At 63.5% G+C, this 18,420-nt stretch carries 18 protein-coding genes; 9 read left to right on the top strand and 9 right to left on the bottom strand.

What is annotated here, in order from left to right:
- Positions 1–114: 114 nt before the first annotated feature.
- Entirely contained in the window at positions 115–1,704 is a 1,590-nt protein-coding gene (locus tag ASB58_RS17245) for an ABC-F family ATPase (protein WP_118131735.1), read from the bottom strand.
- Between the two features lie 144 nt (positions 1,705–1,848).
- On the opposite strand from ASB58_RS17245, the gene ASB58_RS17250 reads away from it, so the two are divergent.
- From ASB58_RS17250 to ASB58_RS17265, 4 genes are all read left to right on the top strand, one after another.
- Positions 1,849–2,565, top strand: a complete 717-nt coding sequence (locus tag ASB58_RS17250; protein ID WP_407920689.1) for a response regulator transcription factor — start codon at positions 1,849–1,851, stop codon at positions 2,563–2,565.
- The gene (locus ASB58_RS17255; protein WP_118131737.1) at positions 2,565–3,896 is read left to right on the top strand and encodes a sensor histidine kinase; all 1,332 of its coding nucleotides are present in this window, start codon (positions 2,565–2,567) and stop codon (positions 3,894–3,896) included. Before ASB58_RS17250 ends, ASB58_RS17255 begins: the two co-directional genes overlap by 1 nt.
- Before the next feature lie 130 nt (positions 3,897–4,026).
- Entirely contained in the window at positions 4,027–6,093 is a 2,067-nt protein-coding gene (locus tag ASB58_RS17260) for a TonB-dependent receptor domain-containing protein (RefSeq protein WP_118131738.1), read from the top strand.
- A gap of 235 nt (positions 6,094–6,328) precedes the next feature.
- The gene (locus ASB58_RS17265) at positions 6,329–8,512 is read left to right on the top strand and encodes a TonB-dependent receptor (protein WP_118131739.1); all 2,184 of its coding nucleotides are present in this window, start codon (positions 6,329–6,331) and stop codon (positions 8,510–8,512) included.
- Here the strand turns inward: ASB58_RS17265 and ASB58_RS17270 are convergent.
- Together ASB58_RS17270 and ASB58_RS17275 are read right to left on the bottom strand one after the other, a co-directional pair.
- Positions 8,509–9,126 carry a flavin reductase family protein gene (locus ASB58_RS17270; RefSeq protein ID WP_118131740.1) on the bottom strand — a complete coding sequence of 206 codons (618 nt, stop codon included), beginning with the start codon at positions 9,124–9,126 and terminating at the stop codon, positions 8,509–8,511. The two genes, ASB58_RS17265 and ASB58_RS17270, sit on opposite strands and share 4 nt — an antisense overlap.
- Positions 9,127–9,205: 79 nt before the next feature.
- Positions 9,206–10,294 (bottom strand): NADH:flavin oxidoreductase/NADH oxidase, encoded by a 1,089-nt coding sequence (locus tag ASB58_RS17275; RefSeq protein ID WP_118131741.1) that lies wholly within the window; start codon positions 10,292–10,294, stop codon positions 9,206–9,208.
- Positions 10,295–10,385: 91 nt separating this feature from the next.
- On the opposite strand from ASB58_RS17275, the gene ASB58_RS17280 reads away from it, so the two are divergent.
- Together ASB58_RS17280 and ASB58_RS17285 are read left to right on the top strand one after the other, a co-directional pair.
- Entirely contained in the window at positions 10,386–10,688 is a 303-nt protein-coding gene (locus tag ASB58_RS17280) for an ArsR/SmtB family transcription factor (protein WP_096004904.1), read from the top strand.
- Between the two features lie 112 nt (positions 10,689–10,800).
- The gene (locus ASB58_RS17285) at positions 10,801–11,463 is read left to right on the top strand and encodes a restriction endonuclease (RefSeq protein ID WP_118131742.1); all 663 of its coding nucleotides are present in this window, start codon (positions 10,801–10,803) and stop codon (positions 11,461–11,463) included.
- Here ASB58_RS17285 and modC read toward each other — a convergent pair.
- Genes modC through modA form a run of 3 tightly spaced genes read right to left on the bottom strand, consistent with a single transcriptional unit; the run spans position 11,438 to position 13,960 of the window.
- A complete protein-coding gene (gene modC, locus ASB58_RS17290) occupies positions 11,438–12,517 on the bottom strand; it encodes a molybdenum ABC transporter ATP-binding protein (protein ID WP_118131743.1) in 1,080 nt (359 codons plus the stop codon). The genes ASB58_RS17285 and modC overlap by 26 nt on opposite strands.
- Positions 12,514–13,209, bottom strand: a complete 696-nt coding sequence (gene modB, locus ASB58_RS17295) for a molybdate ABC transporter permease subunit (protein ID WP_118131744.1) — start codon at positions 13,207–13,209, stop codon at positions 12,514–12,516. Before modB ends, modC begins: the two co-directional genes overlap by 4 nt.
- Before the next feature lies 1 nt (position 13,210).
- Entirely contained in the window at positions 13,211–13,960 is a 750-nt protein-coding gene (gene modA / locus ASB58_RS17300; RefSeq protein WP_118131745.1) for a molybdate ABC transporter substrate-binding protein, read from the bottom strand.
- A 73-nt stretch (positions 13,961–14,033) separates the two neighbouring features.
- On the opposite strand from modA, the gene ASB58_RS17305 reads away from it, so the two are divergent.
- Positions 14,034–14,795 (top strand): molybdenum-dependent transcriptional regulator ModE, encoded by a 762-nt coding sequence (locus tag ASB58_RS17305; protein ID WP_118131746.1) that lies wholly within the window; start codon positions 14,034–14,036, stop codon positions 14,793–14,795.
- Between the two features lie 119 nt (positions 14,796–14,914).
- Positions 14,915–15,382, top strand: coding sequence for a DUF1003 domain-containing protein (locus ASB58_RS17310; RefSeq protein WP_235827331.1), 468 nt, complete (start codon positions 14,915–14,917; stop codon positions 15,380–15,382).
- Here the strand turns inward: ASB58_RS17310 and ASB58_RS17315 are convergent.
- Entirely contained in the window at positions 15,373–16,533 is a 1,161-nt protein-coding gene (locus ASB58_RS17315; RefSeq protein WP_118131748.1) for a benzoate/H(+) symporter BenE family transporter, read from the bottom strand. The genes ASB58_RS17310 and ASB58_RS17315 overlap by 10 nt on opposite strands.
- Before the next feature lie 122 nt (positions 16,534–16,655).
- On the opposite strand from ASB58_RS17315, the gene ASB58_RS17320 reads away from it, so the two are divergent.
- Positions 16,656–17,237, top strand: coding sequence for a helix-turn-helix domain-containing protein (locus ASB58_RS17320; RefSeq protein WP_118131796.1), 582 nt, complete (start codon positions 16,656–16,658; stop codon positions 17,235–17,237).
- Here the strand turns inward: ASB58_RS17320 and ASB58_RS17325 are convergent.
- Positions 17,225–17,503 carry a peptidylprolyl isomerase gene (locus tag ASB58_RS17325; protein ID WP_096004896.1) on the bottom strand — a complete coding sequence of 93 codons (279 nt, stop codon included), beginning with the start codon at positions 17,501–17,503 and terminating at the stop codon, positions 17,225–17,227. The genes ASB58_RS17320 and ASB58_RS17325 overlap by 13 nt on opposite strands.
- Before the next feature lie 40 nt (positions 17,504–17,543).
- Positions 17,544–18,413, bottom strand: a complete 870-nt coding sequence (gene hexR, locus ASB58_RS17330) for a transcriptional regulator HexR (protein WP_096004895.1) — start codon at positions 18,411–18,413, stop codon at positions 17,544–17,546.
- Between the last annotated feature and the right edge of the window lie 7 nt (positions 18,414–18,420).

Consider the following 18,420-nt stretch of genomic DNA (forward strand, 5'->3'; position numbering starts at 1 on the left):
AATGTTTCTATCTGTGAAAATCGTCTGGAGGGCGCGTGCAGCAAGGGGTAGAGGGAGGTGTAAATTCTGTAAAGCGCCGACCAGAGAGCAGACTCTGCTGGTCGGCGGTTTTGATCAGACCAGCACGCCCTGACTGCGCAGATAGTCGTCGTAGCTGCCGGAGAAGTCGGTCACGCCGTTTTCCGACAGCTCGATGATGCGGGTGGCCAGCGAGCTGACGAACTCACGGTCGTGGCTGACGAAGATCAGCGTGCCCGGGTAGTTCTCCAGCGCCAGGTTGAGCGCTTCGATCGATTCCATGTCGAGGTGGTTGGTCGGCTCGTCCATCAGCATCACGTTGGCCTTGCCGAGGATCAGCTTGCCGAACAGCATGCGGCCCTGCTCGCCGCCCGAGATAACCTTGACCGATTTGCCGATCTCGTCGTTCGAGAACAGCATGCGGCCGAGAGTGCCGCGCACCAGCTGCTCGCCACCTTGGGTCCACTGCGCCATCCATTCGAACAGGGTGCAGTCGTCCTTGAAGTCGTCGGCGTGATCCTGCGCGAAGTAGCCGATGTCGGCGCTTTCGGCCCATTTCACTTCACCGGCCATGGGAGCCATTTCGCCGACCAGGGTGCGCAGCAGGGTGGTCTTGCCGATGCCGTTGGGGCCGATGATGGCGACCCGCTCGCCGGCTTCGATCTGCAGGTTCAGGCCCTTGAACAGCACTTCGCCGTCGTAGCCCTGGCTGACGTTCTGCAGGGTGACCGCCTGACGGTGCAGTTTCTTGAACTGCTCGAAGCGGATAAACGGGCTGACGCGGCTGGAGGGTTTGACCTCTTCCAGCTGGATCTTGTCGATCTGCTTGGCGCGGCTGGTGGCCTGCTTGGCCTTGGAGGCGTTGGCCGAGAAGCGGCTGACGAAGGTCTGCAGCTCGGCGATCTGCGCTTTCTTCTTGGCGTTGTCCGACAGCAGACGCTCGCGCGCCTGGGTAGCGGCGGTCATGTACTCGTCGTAGTTGCCCGGAAACAGGCGCAGCTCGCCGTAATCCAGGTCGGCCATGTGAGTGCAGACCGAGTTCAGGAAGTGACGGTCGTGGGAAATGATGATCATGGTGCTGGTACGCGCCGTGAGGATGCTTTCCAGCCAGCGGATGGTGTTGATATCCAGGTGGTTGGTGGGCTCGTCGAGCAGCAGTACGTCCGGATCGGAGAACAGCGCCTGGGCCAGCAGCACACGCAGCTTCCAGCCGGGGGCGACTTCGCTCATCGGGCCAAAGTGCTGTTCCAGCGGAATGCCGAGACCGAGCAGCAGTTCACCGGCGCGGGATTCGGCGGTGTAGCCGTCCATTTCCGCGAACTCGCCTTCCAGTTCGCCGACTTTCATCCCGTCTTCTTCGCTCATCTCCGGCAGCGAGTAGATGCGGTCGCGCTCGGCCTTGACCTTCCACAGCTCCTGGTGACCCATGATCACGGTGTCGATCACGCTGAACTCTTCGTAGGCAAACTGGTTCTGGCGCAGCTTACCCAGACGCACGTTCTGTTCGAGCATGACCTGGCCGCCGGAGGGCTCCAGCTCGCCGCCGAGGATCTTCATGAAGGTCGACTTGCCGCAGCCGTTGGCACCGATCAGGCCGTAGCGGTTGCCGTTGCCGAATTTGACGGAGACGTTTTCGAACAGCGGCTTGGGGCCAAACTGCATGGTGATGTTGGCGGTGGAGATCACGGAAAGTCCTGATGTTGAGAGCGAAGAAGTGGGCGCGCATTGTAGCGACTTGGCGGCGCGGGTGACAGGCGAGTGCGACCGGAGGTGTTTGCCGGACGGTGGTGGATGCAGTATGTTTGCGGGCGTTTATGGTTCTCATTCTTGGTGCGACGGGTGCAGGTATTTCAAGCACGCATATTGGCGGTGGAGGACGACCCTGTACTGGGCGAGCACTTGCTGCAGTCGCTCGGCAACAGCGGGCACGATGTCGTGTTGGCTACCGACGGTCAGCAGGGCCTGGCGCAGGCCAGTCAGGGCGCGTTTGATCTGATCCTGCTGGATGTCATGCTGCCGGGCCTCAGTGGCATGGAGCTGCTCAGCCGCCTGCGTCGGCTGTGCGTCACGCCGGTCTTGATGATGTCGGCACTGGGCGATGAAGAGAGCCGAGTCACCGGCTTTGATCGCGGCGCCGACGATTATCTGCCCAAACCCTTCAGCAGCCGCGAGCTGGAGGTGCGGGTCAATGCGATTCTGCGCCGCATCAGCTATGAGCGGGGGCAGGGAGTAGCGCAACCTGCGGTCGGCGATGCCGAACTGCACTTTGACGAAAAAGCCTCGCGTCTGCGTTATGGCGACATTGCCGTCATCTTCACGCCGACCGAGTATCGCCTGCTGGAAGTGCTGCATACGCACGCCGGCGAGGTGCAGAGCAAGGCCTTTCTGTATCAGCAGGTGCTGCATCGCGGTTTTACCCGGCATGACCGGGTGCTGGATATGCATGTCAGCAATCTGCGCCGCAAACTGAGTCAGGCCGGGATAGATTGCCTGCGTCTGGAATCTGTCTGGGGACACGGCTACCTGCTCAGCCGGGACCCGTGCTGATGCTCGGCCGCCGCTCGCTCTACTGGCGCATGGTGTTGTTGGTCGCCGGCTTTTGCCTGTGCATGATTGCGGTAACCGACTACGCGGCCCAGCGGGTGGACAGCTACCTGGCGCACCTGCCCGAATCGACCCTGCGCGAGCTGCGTGGTTATGCCGCCGATGCCGCCAGCGCGCTGGATCAGGGCGTCGACGCACTGAATGCCTGGCGAGACCAGCACGCAGAGCTATCCCCGGAAATTCTGGTGGTGGTGGATGCTGCCCTACAGGCGTTGCCCGGCCAGCCGCTGAGTGACGAGCAGCGCAACATGCTGACCTTTCTGCGCAGCTATACGGCGCCGATGAGCATGCGTGGCGGTGGCCGCCAGGTGATCTATGTACCCATGCAAGGTCGGGACGAGTCGCTGGTGCTGCGCCTGCCCGAGCCGCTGACGCCCTGGGCTGTGCGCCCGCTGCTTAATGCCTTGGTGCTTTATTTGATGCCGGCGCTGCTGTCGCTGCTGTTTTGTGCGCTGCTGTACATGTTGCTGATCTCGCCGCTGGAGCGCTTGCGCCGCCAGGCCAACGCCATGCGCGCCAACCCGCTGGAAACCCTGCTGCCTGCCGAGTTGGCCGGGCGCCGGGATGAGCTGGGCGAGCTGGGCCGGTCGCTGGATTACCTGACCCGGCGCCTGCGCGATTCCATCGGGCAACAACGGCAGTTGCTGCGGGACGTGTCCCATGAGTTGCGTACCCCGCTCAGCCGGTTGCGCGTGGCGGCTGAAAGCGATCTCAGCCAGCGTGAGCTGCGCGAGCGTCTGGAGCATGAGGTTGATCGCATGCAGGAGCTGCTCGACGGCACGCTGGAGGTCGCCTGGCTGGACAGCCAGCCGGGTCAACTGCAACTGGAAGCCGTTGACTTGAATGCGCTCTGGGAAGTGCTGCGCGAAGATGCGTTGTTCGAGTCGGGCTGGGCGCCCGAGCGCATCAGCGCCGAGCTGCCTGATGACTGTCGGGTGCAGGGCCACCTCAACGGCCTGAGTCAGGCTCTGGAGAATGTATTGCGCAATGCGATACGGCATTCACCGGATAACGGCCTGGTGCAAATGCGTGCGCAGCGCGAAGGCGCCAACTGGTTGCTGTGCCTGGCTGATCAGGGCCCGGGCGTTGAAGAGGCCCAGCTGGAGCAGATTTTCCGACCGTTTTCCCGCCTGAACAGCGCGCGCCCGGGTGACGGCGGCTTCGGCCTTGGTCTGGCTATCGCCGAACGCCAGATTCGCCTGCAGGGCGGCAGGATCTGGGCCCGCAATGGCCATCCTGGCTTGCAGCTCTGGTTCAGTTTACGCGCTGTATAGAATGTAAATGCGCTTTACTCTTAAATGACAATCAATATCATTTGTGCCGATTTCACCACATTGGATCGGCCTGACGGGAGCGGGTCGTTGCTGATGCATTCGATCATTATCTTGTCAGGGAGTCGAGAGTATGCGGATTTTCAAACGCCACCAATTGGCCTGTGCAGTCGCTGTGGCCAGCGTCGGACTGACCGCCAGTGCGCTGGCCGCCGAGCCGGACACCGATGGGGACGTGGTGACGCTGGACGAGATCACGGTGGTCACCGCGGCTGGCTATGAGCAGAACATTGCCGATGCGCCGGCCAGTATCTCGGTGATCACCCGCGAGCAGCTGGAAAAGCAGTCCTACACCGACATTACCGATGCGGTACGCAATATCCCCGGTGTCTACGTCACTGGCGGCGGCAACATGCAGGACATCAGCATCCGCGGCATGAGCAGCAACTACACCCTGTATCTGGTGGATGGCCGTCCGGTTTCTGCCGGGCGCATGGTCAACACCAACGGCTCGGACGGTGGCAAGCAGATCGGTCTGCCGCCGGTGTCGATGATCGAACGTATCGAGGTGATTCGTGGGCCGATGTCATCGCTGTACGGGTCCGAGGCCATGGGCGGGGTGATCAACATCATCACCCGGCGTGGTGGCGACGAGTGGGCCGGCAGCATCTCCACCGAGTACACCAGCGCGATGAACGATATCAGCAGCGACGCGCAGCAGACTGACTTTTACCTCGGTGGCCCGCTGATCGAGGGCCTGCTGGGTGCCCAGTTCACCGGCACCTATGTGGGGACCGACGAAAGCAGCTTCAGCGGCGGTAGCGACAGCGCTGCCAGCATGCCCGAAAGCACCCGCCGCCAGGGCGGCGCCGAGTTCTACCTGACGCCGAATGAGCAGAACCGCTTCACCGTCGGCTACACCGCATCCGAGCTCAAGTACACCCACACCCCGGGCGAGAGCATCGCGGCGACGGCTCCAGCCTCGACCACCCGCTACGAGAAGGATGTCTATGTCATCGGGCATGACGGTACCTACGGTGACCTGATCGTCAACAGCTACCTGCAGCATGATGTGTCCGACAAGCCGGGCACCGGCAGCACCAAGCAGGAGGAGATCAGCCTGCTCAACAGCCAGGCGAGCTACTTCTGGGGTGATCATGTGATCACCTTTGGTGGTCAGTACAAGCAGGAAGAGTTTGTCGATGAAACCAACGGCATGCTGGTGTCTGGTGTGCCGGGTGCGGTGAAGAGTGTAGACCGCTGGATTGCCGCGCTGTTTGCCGAAGTGGACTGGGCGATGACCGATCGCCTGTCCGTCACCACCGGCCTGCGCTACAACGATGACGAGCTGTTTGGTGGCGAGCTGTCGCCGCGGCTCTATGGTGTCTATCGCCTGAATCCGGAATGGACCGTCAAGGGTGGGGTGTCCACCGGCTATCGCCAGCCGACCCTGTCCGATGCCACCGAAGGCTTCGGTCGTGGCACTGGCGGCGGCGGCTCGCCGATTGCGCCCTTGCCGCGCGCCCTGATCATCGGCAACTCGGACCTGCAGCCCGAGACCAGCACCAACTATGAAATCGGCTACGTCTACGACAACGCCGCGCTGGGCCTGAACACCAGCGCCATGCTGTTCCACACCCAGTACAAGGACAAGATTGCAGAAGATCGTTTCTGCACCAGCCCGGATACGTCTGATCGCAATGATCCCTCGACCTGGACCTGTGACTTCAACGGGCAGACCTACTGGTTCCTGAGCACCCGCCAGAACATTGCCGAGGCGATGATGCAGGGTGTCGAGCTGACGCTGGACTACCGCTTCCAGCCCAACTGGAACCTGTCAACCAGCTACACCTTCACCAAGTCGGAGCAGAAGTCGGGCGAGTTCAAGGGCGAGCCGCTGAACAAGCAGCCGCGCCATATGTTCAACGCGCTGCTGGAGTGGGATATCAACCCGCGTTTCAACGCCTGGGCGCAGGGCAACTACCGTGGCGAGACTTCTGACTACATGGGCCGCACCAGCATGTCTGACGGCACGCCGGGCTACGGGTTTGTCGATCTGGGTGTTGGTTTCCGCCTGACCGACAGCGTCACCGTGAAAGGCGGCCTGTACAACGTCGCCAACAAGGAAGTGACCAACGACAGCTACGGCGTGGTGCTGGATGGCCGGCGAGCCAACATTGGTCTGACGGTCGACTTCTGACCCACGACCTCCTCGCATCTGACCTTCTAAGGTCAAAGCACAAGGCGCCCACCGGTTGCTCCCCGGGAGGGCGCCTTGTGCGTTCGGGGGGGGGCGTGCGCTGATGGGAGCGGCCAGGGGACGAGCGGGGTGGTGCTGAGTATTAAGTAATCTATAATGCGAATCTACTGCAATCACATTAAATATTAACTGGCTGCCGCCCGGGGACGGGCTCGGCCAGCTTGCCGAGGTAGCCATGCATTCACTTCCGTTCAAGCGCTCAGCGCTTTCACTCGCCCTGTCGTCGCTGTTCTATGCCGGGTTGGCGCAGGCGCAGCAAGCAGGAGAGGCGGCTGAACAGGCTTATGAGCTGCCATCGCTGACCGTCACGACCAGCGCCGATGCGTCCGCCGAAGGGTTGCCGCCGGCCTATGCAGGCGGGCAGGTGGCAGCTGGCTCACGGATTGGCATTCTGGGTAACCAGGACTATATGGATACCCCTTTCACTGCTACCAGCTATACCCAGACCCTGATTCAGGACCAGCAGGCCGCCAGCATTGGCGAGGTGTTGCTGAACGACCCGGCGGTGCGCGTGGCGCGCGGTTTTGGCAACTTCCAGCAGGTCTATATGGTGCGCGGCCTGCCGATCTACTCTGACGACATCTCCTACAACGGCCTGTACGGCCTGCTGCCGCGCCAGTACATGGGCACTGAATTTGTCGAGCGGGTCGAGGTGCTGCGTGGCGCCAACGCCTTCCTCAATGGTGCAGCGCCGGGCGGCAGTGGCTTGGGCGGCGCGATCAATATTGTGCCCAAGCGGGCAACCAACGAGCCGTTGAATGAAGTGACCGCCGGTGTTCGCTCTGGCGGGCAGTACTACACAGCGGGTGATTTTGCCCGCCGTTTCGCCGATGATCGTGTCGGTATGCGCCTGAACGTGGCGCGCCGTGATGGTGATACGGCGGTGGATGGCGAGTCGGGCGAGCTGTCGCTGCTGGCGCTGGGCGCCGACTACCGGGGTGATCGCCTGCGCATCTCCGCCGATCTGGGTTATCAGAAGCATGAAGTGGACGCTGGCCAGCCGAATATCACCATTGGTGCCGGTGTGCCGGTGCCGTCTGCACCTGACGCCGACGAGAGTGTGGCGCAGAGCTGGACCTACTCCAATGCCGAGGACACCTTTGGCAGTCTGCGTGCCGAGTACGATTTCAACGACTACGTCACCGGCTGGCTGGCCGGTGGTCTGCGCACCAGTGAAGAAGAGGGCAACTTTGCCAATCCGACGGTGATCAATACTGCGGGCGACACCAGAGCCTATCGCTTCTACAACGTGCGCGAAGACGAGGTGGTCACCGGCGACATGGGTCTTCGCTTCAGCTTTCATACTGGCCCGGTCAGCCATCAGCTGACCACCTCGGCCTCGACCTACGAAATGAAGTCGGCCAACGCCTGGGGGGCATCGGACTTTTCCGGTGATGTGCTGAGCAACATCTATCGTCCGGTTGACGTGATCCAGCCGTCTGCGACGCTTGGCGGCGCCGGCTCGCTGGGCAACCCCGAGGTCACCGAGCGTACCCGCACCAGCAGCTACGCCATCGCCGATACCCTTGGTTTCATGGACGACCGTCTGCTGGTCACCCTGGGTGCCCGCCAGCAGAACATCGCCACCTACAGCTACGCCTACGCGGATGGTTCGCGCACCGCTTCCTACGATGACGATGCGCTCACGCCGATTGCGGGCGTGGTCTATCGCGTTACCCCTGAGGTGTCTGCCTACGCCAATTACATCGAAGGGCTGGTCAAAGGGGATGTGGCGCCCACTACTTCCGGTGGTGCCCCGGTCCCCAACGGCGGTGAGGCGCTGGAACCCTACGTTACCCGTCAGGCCGAGCTGGGCGTGAAGTACGACGGTGGCCGTCTGGGCGGTAGCCTGGGCGTGTTCCAGAGCCGCAAGCCGGTAGCCGGTGTGGACGCCAGCAACACCTACGGCGTGGTCGGCAAACAGCGTTATCGTGGGGTGGAGTTCAATGCCTTCGGTCAGGCCACCAACGACCTGACGGTGCTGGGCGGCATCGGCCTGCTGGATACCGAGCTGGAGGGTAATGACGGCATTGGCGCACCGGAGGTGCAGGCCAATCTGGGGCTGGACTATCTGGTGCCGGGCGTTGACGGGCTGGCGCTGGACGGTCGCCTGATTTACACCGCCGAGCAGTACATCGATGCCGCCAATACCCGTGAGATCCCGTCCTGGACGCGCTTTGATCTGGGCGCGCGTTACAGCTTCCTGGTCAACGACGCCCAGGAGATGACGCTGCGGGCCCGGGTGGAGAACGTCGCCAACCGTGACTACTGGGCCTCGGCCGGCGGTTATCCGGGTGCCGGTTACCTGACAGTGGGTGCGCCGCGCACCGTGGTGGTATCCGGCACCTTGTCGTTCTAGGGCCGCGTCATGCGAAACAGGGCATCGGCCTCAATGCGGAAGTAGTCCGCCGGGCCGCCGCCGCGCAGAATGGGCTGTGCGGCGGCGGTGTCGTAAACGCCGTCGATCAGCAGGCGACGGTCAATATGCACAGCGACCACTTCTCCCAGTACCAGCCAGGTATTCACCGCCTCACCCGCTGCGCTCTGCAGCTGGATAATCTGCGTCTTGCGGCACTCGAAGGCCACCGGGCTTTCAGCCACCCGTGGTACGTCGATCAGCCGTGACGCCGCTGGCGTCAGGCCGGCCAGGGCAAACTCGTCTACCTCCGGTGCAACCGCTGCGCAGCTTTGATTCATCGCCTCAGCCAGCGGCAGCGTTGCCAGGTTCCAGACAAACTCCCCGGTCTGCTCGATATTGCTCAGGCTGTCCTTTTGGCCGATGCTGGCAAAGCCGATGATCGGCGGTATGTAGTTGAAGGCATTGAAGAAACTGTAAGGTGCCAGGTTGAGCACGCCGCCCGCGCTGCGGCTGGCAATCCAGCCGATCGGTCTGGGACCGACGATCGCGTTGAACGGGTCGTGCTTCAGCCCGTGACCCTGAGCGGGTTCGTAGTAGTAACTGTCGTCCTGCATGCTGCCCCCATCCTTACGGCGTGATTGGTGCCCGCCATTGCAGCGCGCCCTGGCGGCGCGCGCAAGAGGCTAGCGCGGATCAGTAGCGTTCCAGCCAGTGGGCGTAGGGCGCGGGCATCACCCAGGAGGGACGTTCGACCTTGAGTTCGCGGGCCGCGTGATAGGTCCAGTGCGGGTTGGCCAGATGCGCCTTGCCGATCATGACCAGGTCCAACTGGCCGTCCTGTACTGCCTGCTCGGCGATCTGCGGCTCACCAAAGCCCCAGGCGGAGGAGACCGGCACACCGGCTTCATCACGCACGCGCTTGGCAATCGGACCCATAAACGCCGGAGCCCAGGGGATTTTGGCGGTCGGGATATTAAAGCCCATGCTGACGCTCATCATGTCCATGCCACCTTCTTTGAACTGACGGGTCAGGTCGATGGCGTCGCTCATGGTCTGTTCGTCGTTGCCGTCAAACTCGATGACGCCAAAGCGAATGGTCAGCGGCAGGTGCTCTGGCCACACCGCGCGCACCGCAGCCAGCGTCTCGCGCAAGAAGCGACCACGGTTATCGGCATTGCCGCCGTAGGCATCGGTGCGCTGGTTGGCATGCGGCGAGAAGAAGCTCTGGGCCAGATAACCGTGGGCAAAGTGCAGCTCCAGCCACTCGAAGCCGACGGCCAGTGCGCGGCGGGCGGCGGCAACGAAATCCGCCTTGACCCGCTCAATGTCCTGCAGCGTCATGGCCTCCGGCACTTTCGGCAGGTGCGCGCCGAAGGGGATGGCGGAGGGGGCGATGGTTTGCCAGCCGTTGGCGGCGTCGGTGGGGATGTGATCGTCACCTTCCCACGGACGGTTGGCGCTGGCCTTGCGGCCGGCGTGGGCAATCTGAATACCGGGCACAGCACCGTGCGCCTTGATGCCGCGCACGACAGGCATGAACGCCTCAGCCTGGGCGTCATTCCACAGTCCGGCGCAGGCCGGCGTGATACGGCCTTCCGGTGCAACTGCCGTGGCTTCGACAATCACCAGTCCGGCGCCGCCGCGGGCCTGAGCGGTGTAATTGGCGACGTGCCAGTCGTTGACCACGCCGTCGGTGGCCGAGTATTGGCACATCGGCGGTACGGCGATGCGGTTACGCAGGGTGATGTCTTTGAGAGAGAAGGGTTGAAACAGCGCTGACATGGATAGCCTCCGGCAGCTGATTGGGTTATTCAATAGTTCGATAATATTGGAACTATGGATCAGAAGTAAACCCCTGTGTATCATCAGCGTCATGCGACCCTTCAAACACCCCCCTGCCAACGAGCTGCTGCTCGAACGTGTGCTCTACGCCCTGAGTGATCCGGTGCGGCTGGAAATCGTGCGCCGCCTGGCCGAGGTCGGCGAGGCCAGTTGCGGTGATCTGGATGGCGGCAGGCCAAAGTCGAGCATGTCTCACCATTTCCGCGTGATGCGCGATGCCGGCCTGGTGTGCACCCAGAGCGTCGGTACCACGCACATGAACAGCCTGCGACGCGCTGACCTGGATGCCCGTTTCCCCGGCCTGCTGGATGCTATCCTGAATCAGCCAGGCTGATTGTCGATCTGCCTGAGCGCTACCGCTGTGTTGCGGCGCGGTCTTTACCTGATCGGTGACTGCGACTATCGTTGCAATAGTGCTGGCAAGGAGCCAGCTTCAGGAGTTACGGATGACTGCCCGCCGCCCCCTTACCCCTTTGGAAACCTTGCTGCAGAGCCGTTCCCAGGTTCCCTGGTGGCTGTATCTGCTGTTGGCGCTGCTCAGTGGTTTGCTGCTGCACTGGCTGGGCTATCGGTTCTGGCAAGGCAGTGTTCCGGCGACCGGTGGGACCTTGCTGCACGGCTTTACCCTGGTCGGTCAGGTGTTGTTGCCGCTGGCGCTGCTGTGCGCTGCGGTGGCCGATCTGTTCAATCGTCTGTCGCGTCGTCGGCGTGTCAGTCGACTGCAGCAGGAAGCGTCACCCGACCATCTGCTCCAGCAGCTCAGCCGTCAGGACGTGCGCGCGCTGGTGCTTTGGGCTCTGCAGGCGGAAGGACTGCTGCTGCAGAACGGCTGTGCGGCGGATGGCGGCATCCTTCTGCGCCAGGGCGAGGAGGACGTTGTGCTGGACCTCACCTGCTGGCGCGCCCCCCACCTGCGGCGGGCCGATCTGCTGGCGCTGCGTGAGCGGATGACCAAGCAGGGCGTTGATGGTGGCTTGCTGGTCTGTCATGGGCGTATCGATGCCGATGCCTGGACGCTGGCGCGGCGCTCGGGTATCCGCTTGATTGATCGACGCCTGCTGCAGCAGTGGTTATGCGCGTCGGTCAGTCGAACAGTGCCACAGCCTTGATCTGCACCCACACCGGCAGCCCCGGTTGCAACTGCAGTTGGTCTACCGAGTAGCGCGTAAGGCGTGCCAGCAAGACGTTGTCACCCAGCGCAAGGCGCACCAGCGCCTGTGCCGGGTGGCTGCCGGGTTCGATGGCCTCGATGTGCGCAGGCAACTGGTTGAGCACACTGCTGTGTTGCGGCTTCTCCAGCGCCAGGCTGACATCGCGGGCCTGGACCGCGACCCGCACGCGCTGCCCGAGCGGTAGCGCCGAGTGCGGCAGGCGCAGCTGCAGCGGGCTGCCATCGAGGGTCAGCTCCAGCAACTGATAGCGATCATCGCAGGCGCTGACCTGCCCGTGCAGCACGCTGCGCGCGTCGTCGCTGTGCGCCATGGGCAGATCCAGACGCGGCAGCAGTGTCTGCAGCGGGCCGCTGGCGCGCAGTGTGCCGTTGTCCAGCAGGACGAGGTGATCCGCCAGTCTGGCGACCTCGTCCGGGGAATGGCTGACGTAAAGCAGCGGCATGTCCAGTTCTGCGTGCAGGCGCTCCAGATACGGCAGGATGTCGGCCTTGCGTTGCGGGTCCAGCGCGGTCAGCGGCTCATCCAGCAGCAACAAGCGCGGGTTGGCCAGTAGCGCGCGGGCGATGCCGACGCGCTGCCGCTCACCGCCGGACAGCCCGCTGGTACTGCGCTGGAGCAGCTGCGCAATGCCGAGCAGCTCGATGATCTGCGTTGCCTGCTGGTCGCTGGCCGGCTCTGCGCTGCGGTGTCTGCCGTAGTTCAGATTGGCCTGCACGTTCAGGTGATCGAACAGGCTGGCCTCCTGAAAGACATAACCCAGCGCGCGCTTGTGCGGCGCCAGCCAGAGGCCGCGCTGGCTGTCCTGCCAGCAGTGGCCATTGACCTCGATAAACGCCTGTTCCGCCCTTTCCAGGCCGGCGATACAGCGCAGCAGCGTGGTTTTGCCCGAGCCGGACGGGCCGACGATGGCGCTGACGCCACGCGCCGTCAGCGTCAGATCCAGGTCCAGCGTAAAGGCAGCCAGCTGCTGTTTGAGCCTGATATGGATCACCTGCGTGCCCCCGGCATGACCGTCAGGCGCCCGCGCCGATTAAGCAGCAACAGAATCACGAAGGAGCAGATCAGCACGCCGCCAGCCAGCCAGTGGGCGCTGGCGTAGTCCATCGCTTCGACGTGGTTGAAGATCTGCACCGAGACCACGCGCGTGCGCTCCGGGATATTGCCGCCGATCATCAGCACCACGCCAAACTCGCCGAGGGTATGCGCAAAGCCCAGCACGCTGGCGGTGATGATGCCCGGGCGGGCCAGCGGCAGCGCGACGGTGAAGAAGCGGTCCAGCGGGCTGGCGCCGAGGGTGGCGGCTACTTCCAGCGGGCGTTTGCCGATGGACTCGAAGGCGTTCTGAATGGGTTGCACGACAAAGGGTATTGAGTAGCACACCGAGCCGATCACCAGGCCGCTGAAGCTGAACGCCAGGGTGCCCAGCCCGAGCTGCTGAGTCAGCGCGCCAATCGGCCCGTGCGGACCCAGCGCAACCAGCAGGTAGAAGCCCAGCACCGTCGGCGGCAGCACCAGGGGCAGGGCTACCAGCGCACTGATCGGGCCTTTCAGCCGCGAGCGGGTATGGGCCAGCCACCAGGCCAGCGGCGTACCGATCAGCAGCAGGACCAGGGTCGTCAGCGACGCCAGTTTGAGCGTCAGCCAGATGGCTGCCAGGTCGGCGCTGTCCAGCGGCAGGGACATGTCAGTGACCGTAGCCGTAGCGGCTGATGACCGCTGCCGCCTGCTCGCCTTTGAGGTAGTCGAGCAGGGCGGCAGCGGCGTCGTTGTCAGCGCCGGTGTTGAGCAGCACGGCATCCTGGCGGATGGGTTGGTACAGCGCCGCCGGAACCTGCCAGGCTGAGCCGCTGGTGATCTCCCCGTCGCGGGAGACCTGCGACAGAGCAACGAAGCCGACTTCGGCGTTGCCGCTGGCGACAAACTGGTAGGTCTGGCCGATACTCTGGCCTTCGACCAGCTTGGGTGCCAGCGCTTGCGTCAGGCCCAGCTGCTGCATCACCTGTGTGGCGGCCAGCCCGTAGGGCGCGGTTTTCGGGTTGGCGATAGCCAGATGCTCGAAGTTGCCGCTGCGCAGCAACTGTGCGCCGTCGCTGATCAGACCGGCATCAGCGGACCACAGCGCCAGCGCGCCGGTGGCGTAGGTAAAGCGCGAGCCTGAGACCGCCAGCCCGTCGCTTTCGGCGCGTGCCGGGGTAGTGTCATCGGCAGCCAGAAATACCTCGAAGGGGGCGCCGTGGCTGATCTGGGCGTACAGCTGGCCGGTCGAGCCGAAGGCCGCGATGACGCGATGGCCGGTATCCTGCTCGAACGCCTTGGCGATGTCCTGCATGGGGGCGGTGAAGTTGGCAGCGACGGCGACCTGGACCTCGCCGGCCAGTGCAGGGTGGCTGATACTGATGCAGCAAGCGGTGGCGACGAGCAGCGGCAAGCGCATGCAAACTCCTGGGCAGCGAGGAAGGCAGGTTGTCGTTATATTATTCGTTATATAGCGCTTGGGGTAGTGTGCAATGAAGCTTGAAGGACAGTTCTGGTTTTCTCACCAGGGCCGACGGTTGGCCGGGCAGGATCGCATCGAGTTGCTGGCCTGCATCGCTGAAACCGGCTCGATCAGTAAAGCGGCCAAGGCGGCCGGCATGAGTTACAAGACCGCCTGGGATGCCGTGGATGCAATGAACAGCAGCAGCGATCAGCCATTGGTTGAGCGCGCGGCGGGCGGGCGTGGCGGTGGCGGCACGCGTCTGACGGCGGCAGGGGGCCAGCTGGTGAGCGCCTTTCGCCGTTATCAGCAGGAGCACGCCGTGTTCCTGGCCAGACTGAGCGAAGACGCCAGCCTGGACCCGTATCTGCAGGTCATGCACCGGCTGCGGCTGCGTACCAGCGCGCGCAACCAGCTGTTTGCCCGGGTGGCCGCTCTGCAGTCTGAGGGGCTGAACGAGCGGGTGGCGCTGACGCTGGCTGGAGGTCAGGCGCTGACGGCCGTGATCACGCGCAGTAGCAGTGAACGTCTTGGATTGAGCAAGGGCGTGGAGGTATTTGCGCTGATCAAGGCGCCCTGGGTGAAGCTGGCGAGTGACGGCGCGGAGCAGAACCGGCTGACTGGCACGGTGCTGGGCCGGGAGCAGGTGGGTGACCAACTGGCGCTGGAGGTGGAACTGAGTGCGGGTGTGCAGCTGGTAGCGACGCTGGCTGATGTCCCCGCTGTGCCCGGCATCGGCGAGCCGGTGACCTTGTGGGTCGATCCTGACCAGATCATTCTCTGCGCACTATAGTGCCGATAACAGGGACAAGGAGCGTACGTATGGCTGCACCCGAGCAAGACAACAGGGGATCAATCAGCCCGGCGACACCCGCCGCAGGCCGGCATCATTTCCGCTTTCTACGACCGAACATGCACCTGGATTCGGTATTTGGCGACGGCTGGTTTGCGTTGCGCGCGGAAGCCTTCGCGCGGTTTTTTGGTACGCCGGTTTTTCTCATCGCGCAGACCTTGATCGTCGGTCTGTGGATCACCATCAACGTGACCGATCTGGTCAGCTTTGACCGCTATCCCTTCATTCTGCTGAATCTCGCGTTCAGCTTGCAGGCCGCCTATGCCGCGCCGCTGATTTTGTTGGCGCAGACCCGTCAGGCTGATCGGGACAAGGCCTCGGCGCAGGCTGATGCGCTGCATCGCGAGGCCCTGGCGCAAGCCAGCGAACAGCGCGCCGCCCACGCGGCGGAGCAGACCGAACAGCTGCTGCAGTTGATGGAGCAGAACACCCGGCTGACCGAGACGGTACACCACCTGAGCCAGCGCATTGAAGCGCTGACCTGCGAAATCCATCGCGGTGTGTGTGAGCGCCCGGCTCAGCCCTGACGGCGCGGCAGGCGCAGCACCAGCAGGCCGAGCAGCAGACCCCAGAAGGCGCTGCCGATACCCCATAGTGCCAGCCCGGAGGCGGTGACCAGAAAGGTCAGGAAGGCTGCTTCGCGTTGCGCCTCGTCGTGCAGGGCGGTGGCCAGTGCGTTGCCGATGGTGCCGAGCAGCGCCAGGCCGGCAATGGCCATGACCAGCGCCTGCGGAAAGGCGGCAAACAGGCTGGCGACCGTGGCACCGAACAGCCCGGTCAGCAGATAGAAGAAACCGCCCCAGGCGCTGGCCCGGAAGCGCTGGCTCGGGTCCGGATCGGCGTCCTTGCCGGCGCAGATGGCGGCGCTGATCGCCGCCAGATTGAAGGTGTAGCCGCCAAAGGGCGCCAGCAGCAGACCGGTGATGCCGGTGGTGGTCATCAGCGGCGACGCGGGCAGCTGATAGCCGTTGGCGCGCAGGACCGCCATGCCCGGTACGTTCTGCGAGGCCATGGTGACAATGAACAGCGGAATGCCGACCCCGAGCAGCGCCTGCAGCGAGATGGCCGGCGTCGTCCACACGGGCTGCGCCAGCGACCAGTTGAGCTGCTCCAGATGCAGCTGGCCTGCCAACGCCGCCACCACTACGCCCACCAGCAAGGTGACCGGAATCACGTAGCGCGGGAACACCAGCTTGCCAGCCAGATAGCAGGCCAGCATCAGGCCGACCAGCAGCGTTTGCTCCTGCAGCGCGCCAAACAGGTTGAGGCCAAACGGCAGCAGCACCCCGGCCAGCATGGCGCCGGCCAGCGACGCCGGCACCAGGCGCATGATGCGGTCAAACCAGCCAAGCAACCCGCACAGGGTGATCAGCGCGGCATTGAATAGAAACACGCCAATCGCCTCGTTCAGACTGAAGCCGGGCAAGCCAGTGGCCAGTAGCGCGCCGCCCGGTGTGCTCCAGGCAATCAACACCGGCGCGCGAAAGCGCAACGACAGGCCGATGCTGGTGACCGCCATGCCGATACCCAATGCCCACAGCCAGGAGCTGATTTCCTGTGGCGAGGCACCGGCAGCCTCGGCGGCCTGGAAGATGATCACCGCTGAACTGGTATAGCCCACCAGCACGGCGATAAAGCCGGCGGCGATGTGGGACGGGTTAAACCAGGCTTTCAGCATGCGGTAATCCTCGATCGATGGTCGTGCGCTATAGCGCACGAGTGGCCGATCCTAGCACTGTGCGCTATAACGCACAAAAGGAAATTGCTATGCTGTGCGGCCTTTCGATGAGCGGACCTGTGATGCAGGAAATCAATCAGTATCTGGCAGCCACCCTGCGGCAGTGGCGCAGCGACCGTGGCTGGAGTCTGGATCGGGCCGCCACCGAATGTGGCGTGAGCAAGGCGATGCTCGGCCAGATCGAGCGCGGCGAATCCAGCCCTACGGTGGCGACGCTGTGGAAGATCGCTACTGGCTTCGATACCTCGTTGTCGACCTTTCTGGAGCCCTCGCCCGCCGAACAGGGCGGCATGACACTGCGTAGCGCCGACGCCGTGCGTCAACGACCCGCGGCGGACCAGATGTTGATTGCGCCGCTGTTCCCCTTTGATGCGCGTTACGGCTTTGAGCTGTTCGAGCTGACGCTGTTGCCCGGTTACGAGCGTTTGTCCGAGCCGCACAGTGAGGGTGTGGTCGAGCACGTGGTGGTGGTGCGTGGCGAGATGGAGTTGCTGGTGCGGGACGTCTGGCAACCGCTGAAAGAGGGAGAGGCGGTACGTTTTGCCGCTGACCAGCCGCACGGTTATCGCAACCCGGGCACGCTGCCAGCGGTATTTCATAACCTGATCTACTACCCGCCGGGCAGCGCGCGTCAGTCGCGGTAGAACACCTGCACCAGGTGATAGCCGAACTGGCTCTTTATCGGGCCGTGCACCACTTTCAGCGGCTTTTTGAAAATGATCTGGTCGATCGCACGGACCATTTGGCCGGGACGTACCTCACCCAGATCGCCGCCGCGTTTCTTTGACGGGCAGGTGGAGTGTTTCTTGGCCAGCACGTCAAAGGCTTCTCCGGCAGCGATGCGTTTTTTCAGCGCGGCGGCTTCGGCTTCGGTTTTGACCAGAATGTGGCGGGCCATGGCGACTGGCATAGGGGGTGCTCCTGGGGCTGGTACTAAGGCGGCTGCTGGGTTACTCGTTCAGCTCGCCGCGCTGGCTCTTGTTCGACAGGCGCAGGCCGCGCAGGCTGCGCTTGACGCTCTTCAGGTGGTTGACCAGCTCAGGCCCGCGACGCATGGCCATGCCCATGGCGAGCACGTCGATGACCACCAGGTGGGCAATGCGCGAGGACAGCGGCGTATAGATATCGGTGTCTTCGGACACATCAATCGGAATGTGTACCTGACTGACGTCGGCCAGCGGCGTGCGGCTCGGACACAGGCTGATCAGGGTGGCGCCGGTTTCGACTACCAGACTGGCTGAATGCAGCAGGTCCTTGGTGCGCCCGGTCTGCGAGATGGCAACGGCGACATCCTCCGGCCCCAGGGTCACTGCTGACATGGCCTGCATGTGCGGGTCGGAGTAGGCGGCGGTGGACACCAGCAGGCGGAAGAACTTGTGCTGGGCGTCGCTGGCCACCGCACCGGAGGCGCCAAAACCGTAGAACTCGACACGGCGGGCATGGGTCAGTGCGCTGATGGCCTGTTCGATGGCCGCAGCGTCGAGGCGCTCGCGTACCTCCATCAATGTTGCCAGGGTTGTGTCGAAGATCTTGTGCGACAGGGCATCGACGCTGTCGTCCTCGTTGATCGAGAACTGCCCGAAGCTGGCGCCGGCGGCCAGGCTTTGCGCCAGCTTGAGCTTGAGGTCCTGAAATCCGCTGCAGCCAATCGCGCGACAGAAGCGTACGATGGTGGGCTCGCTGACACCGACCTGCTGCGACAGGTCCGCCATGGATGAATGCATCACCTGCGCCGCTTGCGCCAAGACAAAATCGGCGACCTTGAGCTCTGACTTTCTGAGCAGGTCACGGCTGGCGGCGATGTGCTGGAGCATGTTCACGGTGGCA

This window comes from Pseudomonas abyssi, assembly GCF_003444685.1.
Taxonomy (GTDB): Bacteria; Pseudomonadota; Gammaproteobacteria; order Pseudomonadales; family Pseudomonadaceae; genus Halopseudomonas; species Halopseudomonas abyssi.

Bases quoted from the DNA above. Each gene is read 5' to 3' on its own strand.
- ASB58_RS17320 (WP_118131796.1), top strand. From the start codon at position 16,656: ATGCAGGAAATCAATCAGTATCTGGCAGCCACCCTGCGGCAGTGGCGC.
- ASB58_RS17310 (WP_235827331.1), top strand. From the start codon at position 14,915: ATGCACCTGGATTCGGTATTTGGCGACGGCTGGTTTGCGTTGCGCGCG.
- ASB58_RS17260 (WP_118131738.1), top strand. From the start codon at position 4,027: ATGCGGATTTTCAAACGCCACCAATTGGCCTGTGCAGTCGCTGTGGCC.
- ASB58_RS17285 (WP_118131742.1), top strand. From the start codon at position 10,801: ATGACTGCCCGCCGCCCCCTTACCCCTTTGGAAACCTTGCTGCAGAGC.
- modB (WP_118131744.1), bottom strand. From the start codon at position 13,209: ATGTCCCTGCCGCTGGACAGCGCCGACCTGGCAGCCATCTGGCTGACG.
- ASB58_RS17280 (WP_096004904.1), top strand. From the start codon at position 10,386: ATGCGACCCTTCAAACACCCCCCTGCCAACGAGCTGCTGCTCGAACGT.
- ASB58_RS17265 (WP_118131739.1), top strand. From the start codon at position 6,329: ATGCATTCACTTCCGTTCAAGCGCTCAGCGCTTTCACTCGCCCTGTCG.
- ASB58_RS17255 (WP_118131737.1), top strand. From the start codon at position 2,565: ATGCTCGGCCGCCGCTCGCTCTACTGGCGCATGGTGTTGTTGGTCGCC.
- ASB58_RS17275 (WP_118131741.1), bottom strand. From the start codon at position 10,294: ATGTCAGCGCTGTTTCAACCCTTCTCTCTCAAAGACATCACCCTGCGT.
- ASB58_RS17270 (WP_118131740.1), bottom strand. From the start codon at position 9,126: ATGCAGGACGACAGTTACTACTACGAACCCGCTCAGGGTCACGGGCTG.
- modA (WP_118131745.1), bottom strand. From the start codon at position 13,960: ATGCGCTTGCCGCTGCTCGTCGCCACCGCTTGCTGCATCAGTATCAGC.
- ASB58_RS17305 (WP_118131746.1), top strand. From the start codon at position 14,034: ATGAAGCTTGAAGGACAGTTCTGGTTTTCTCACCAGGGCCGACGGTTG.
- ASB58_RS17315 (WP_118131748.1), bottom strand. From the start codon at position 16,533: ATGCTGAAAGCCTGGTTTAACCCGTCCCACATCGCCGCCGGCTTTATC.
- ASB58_RS17325 (WP_096004896.1), bottom strand. From the start codon at position 17,503: ATGCCAGTCGCCATGGCCCGCCACATTCTGGTCAAAACCGAAGCCGAA.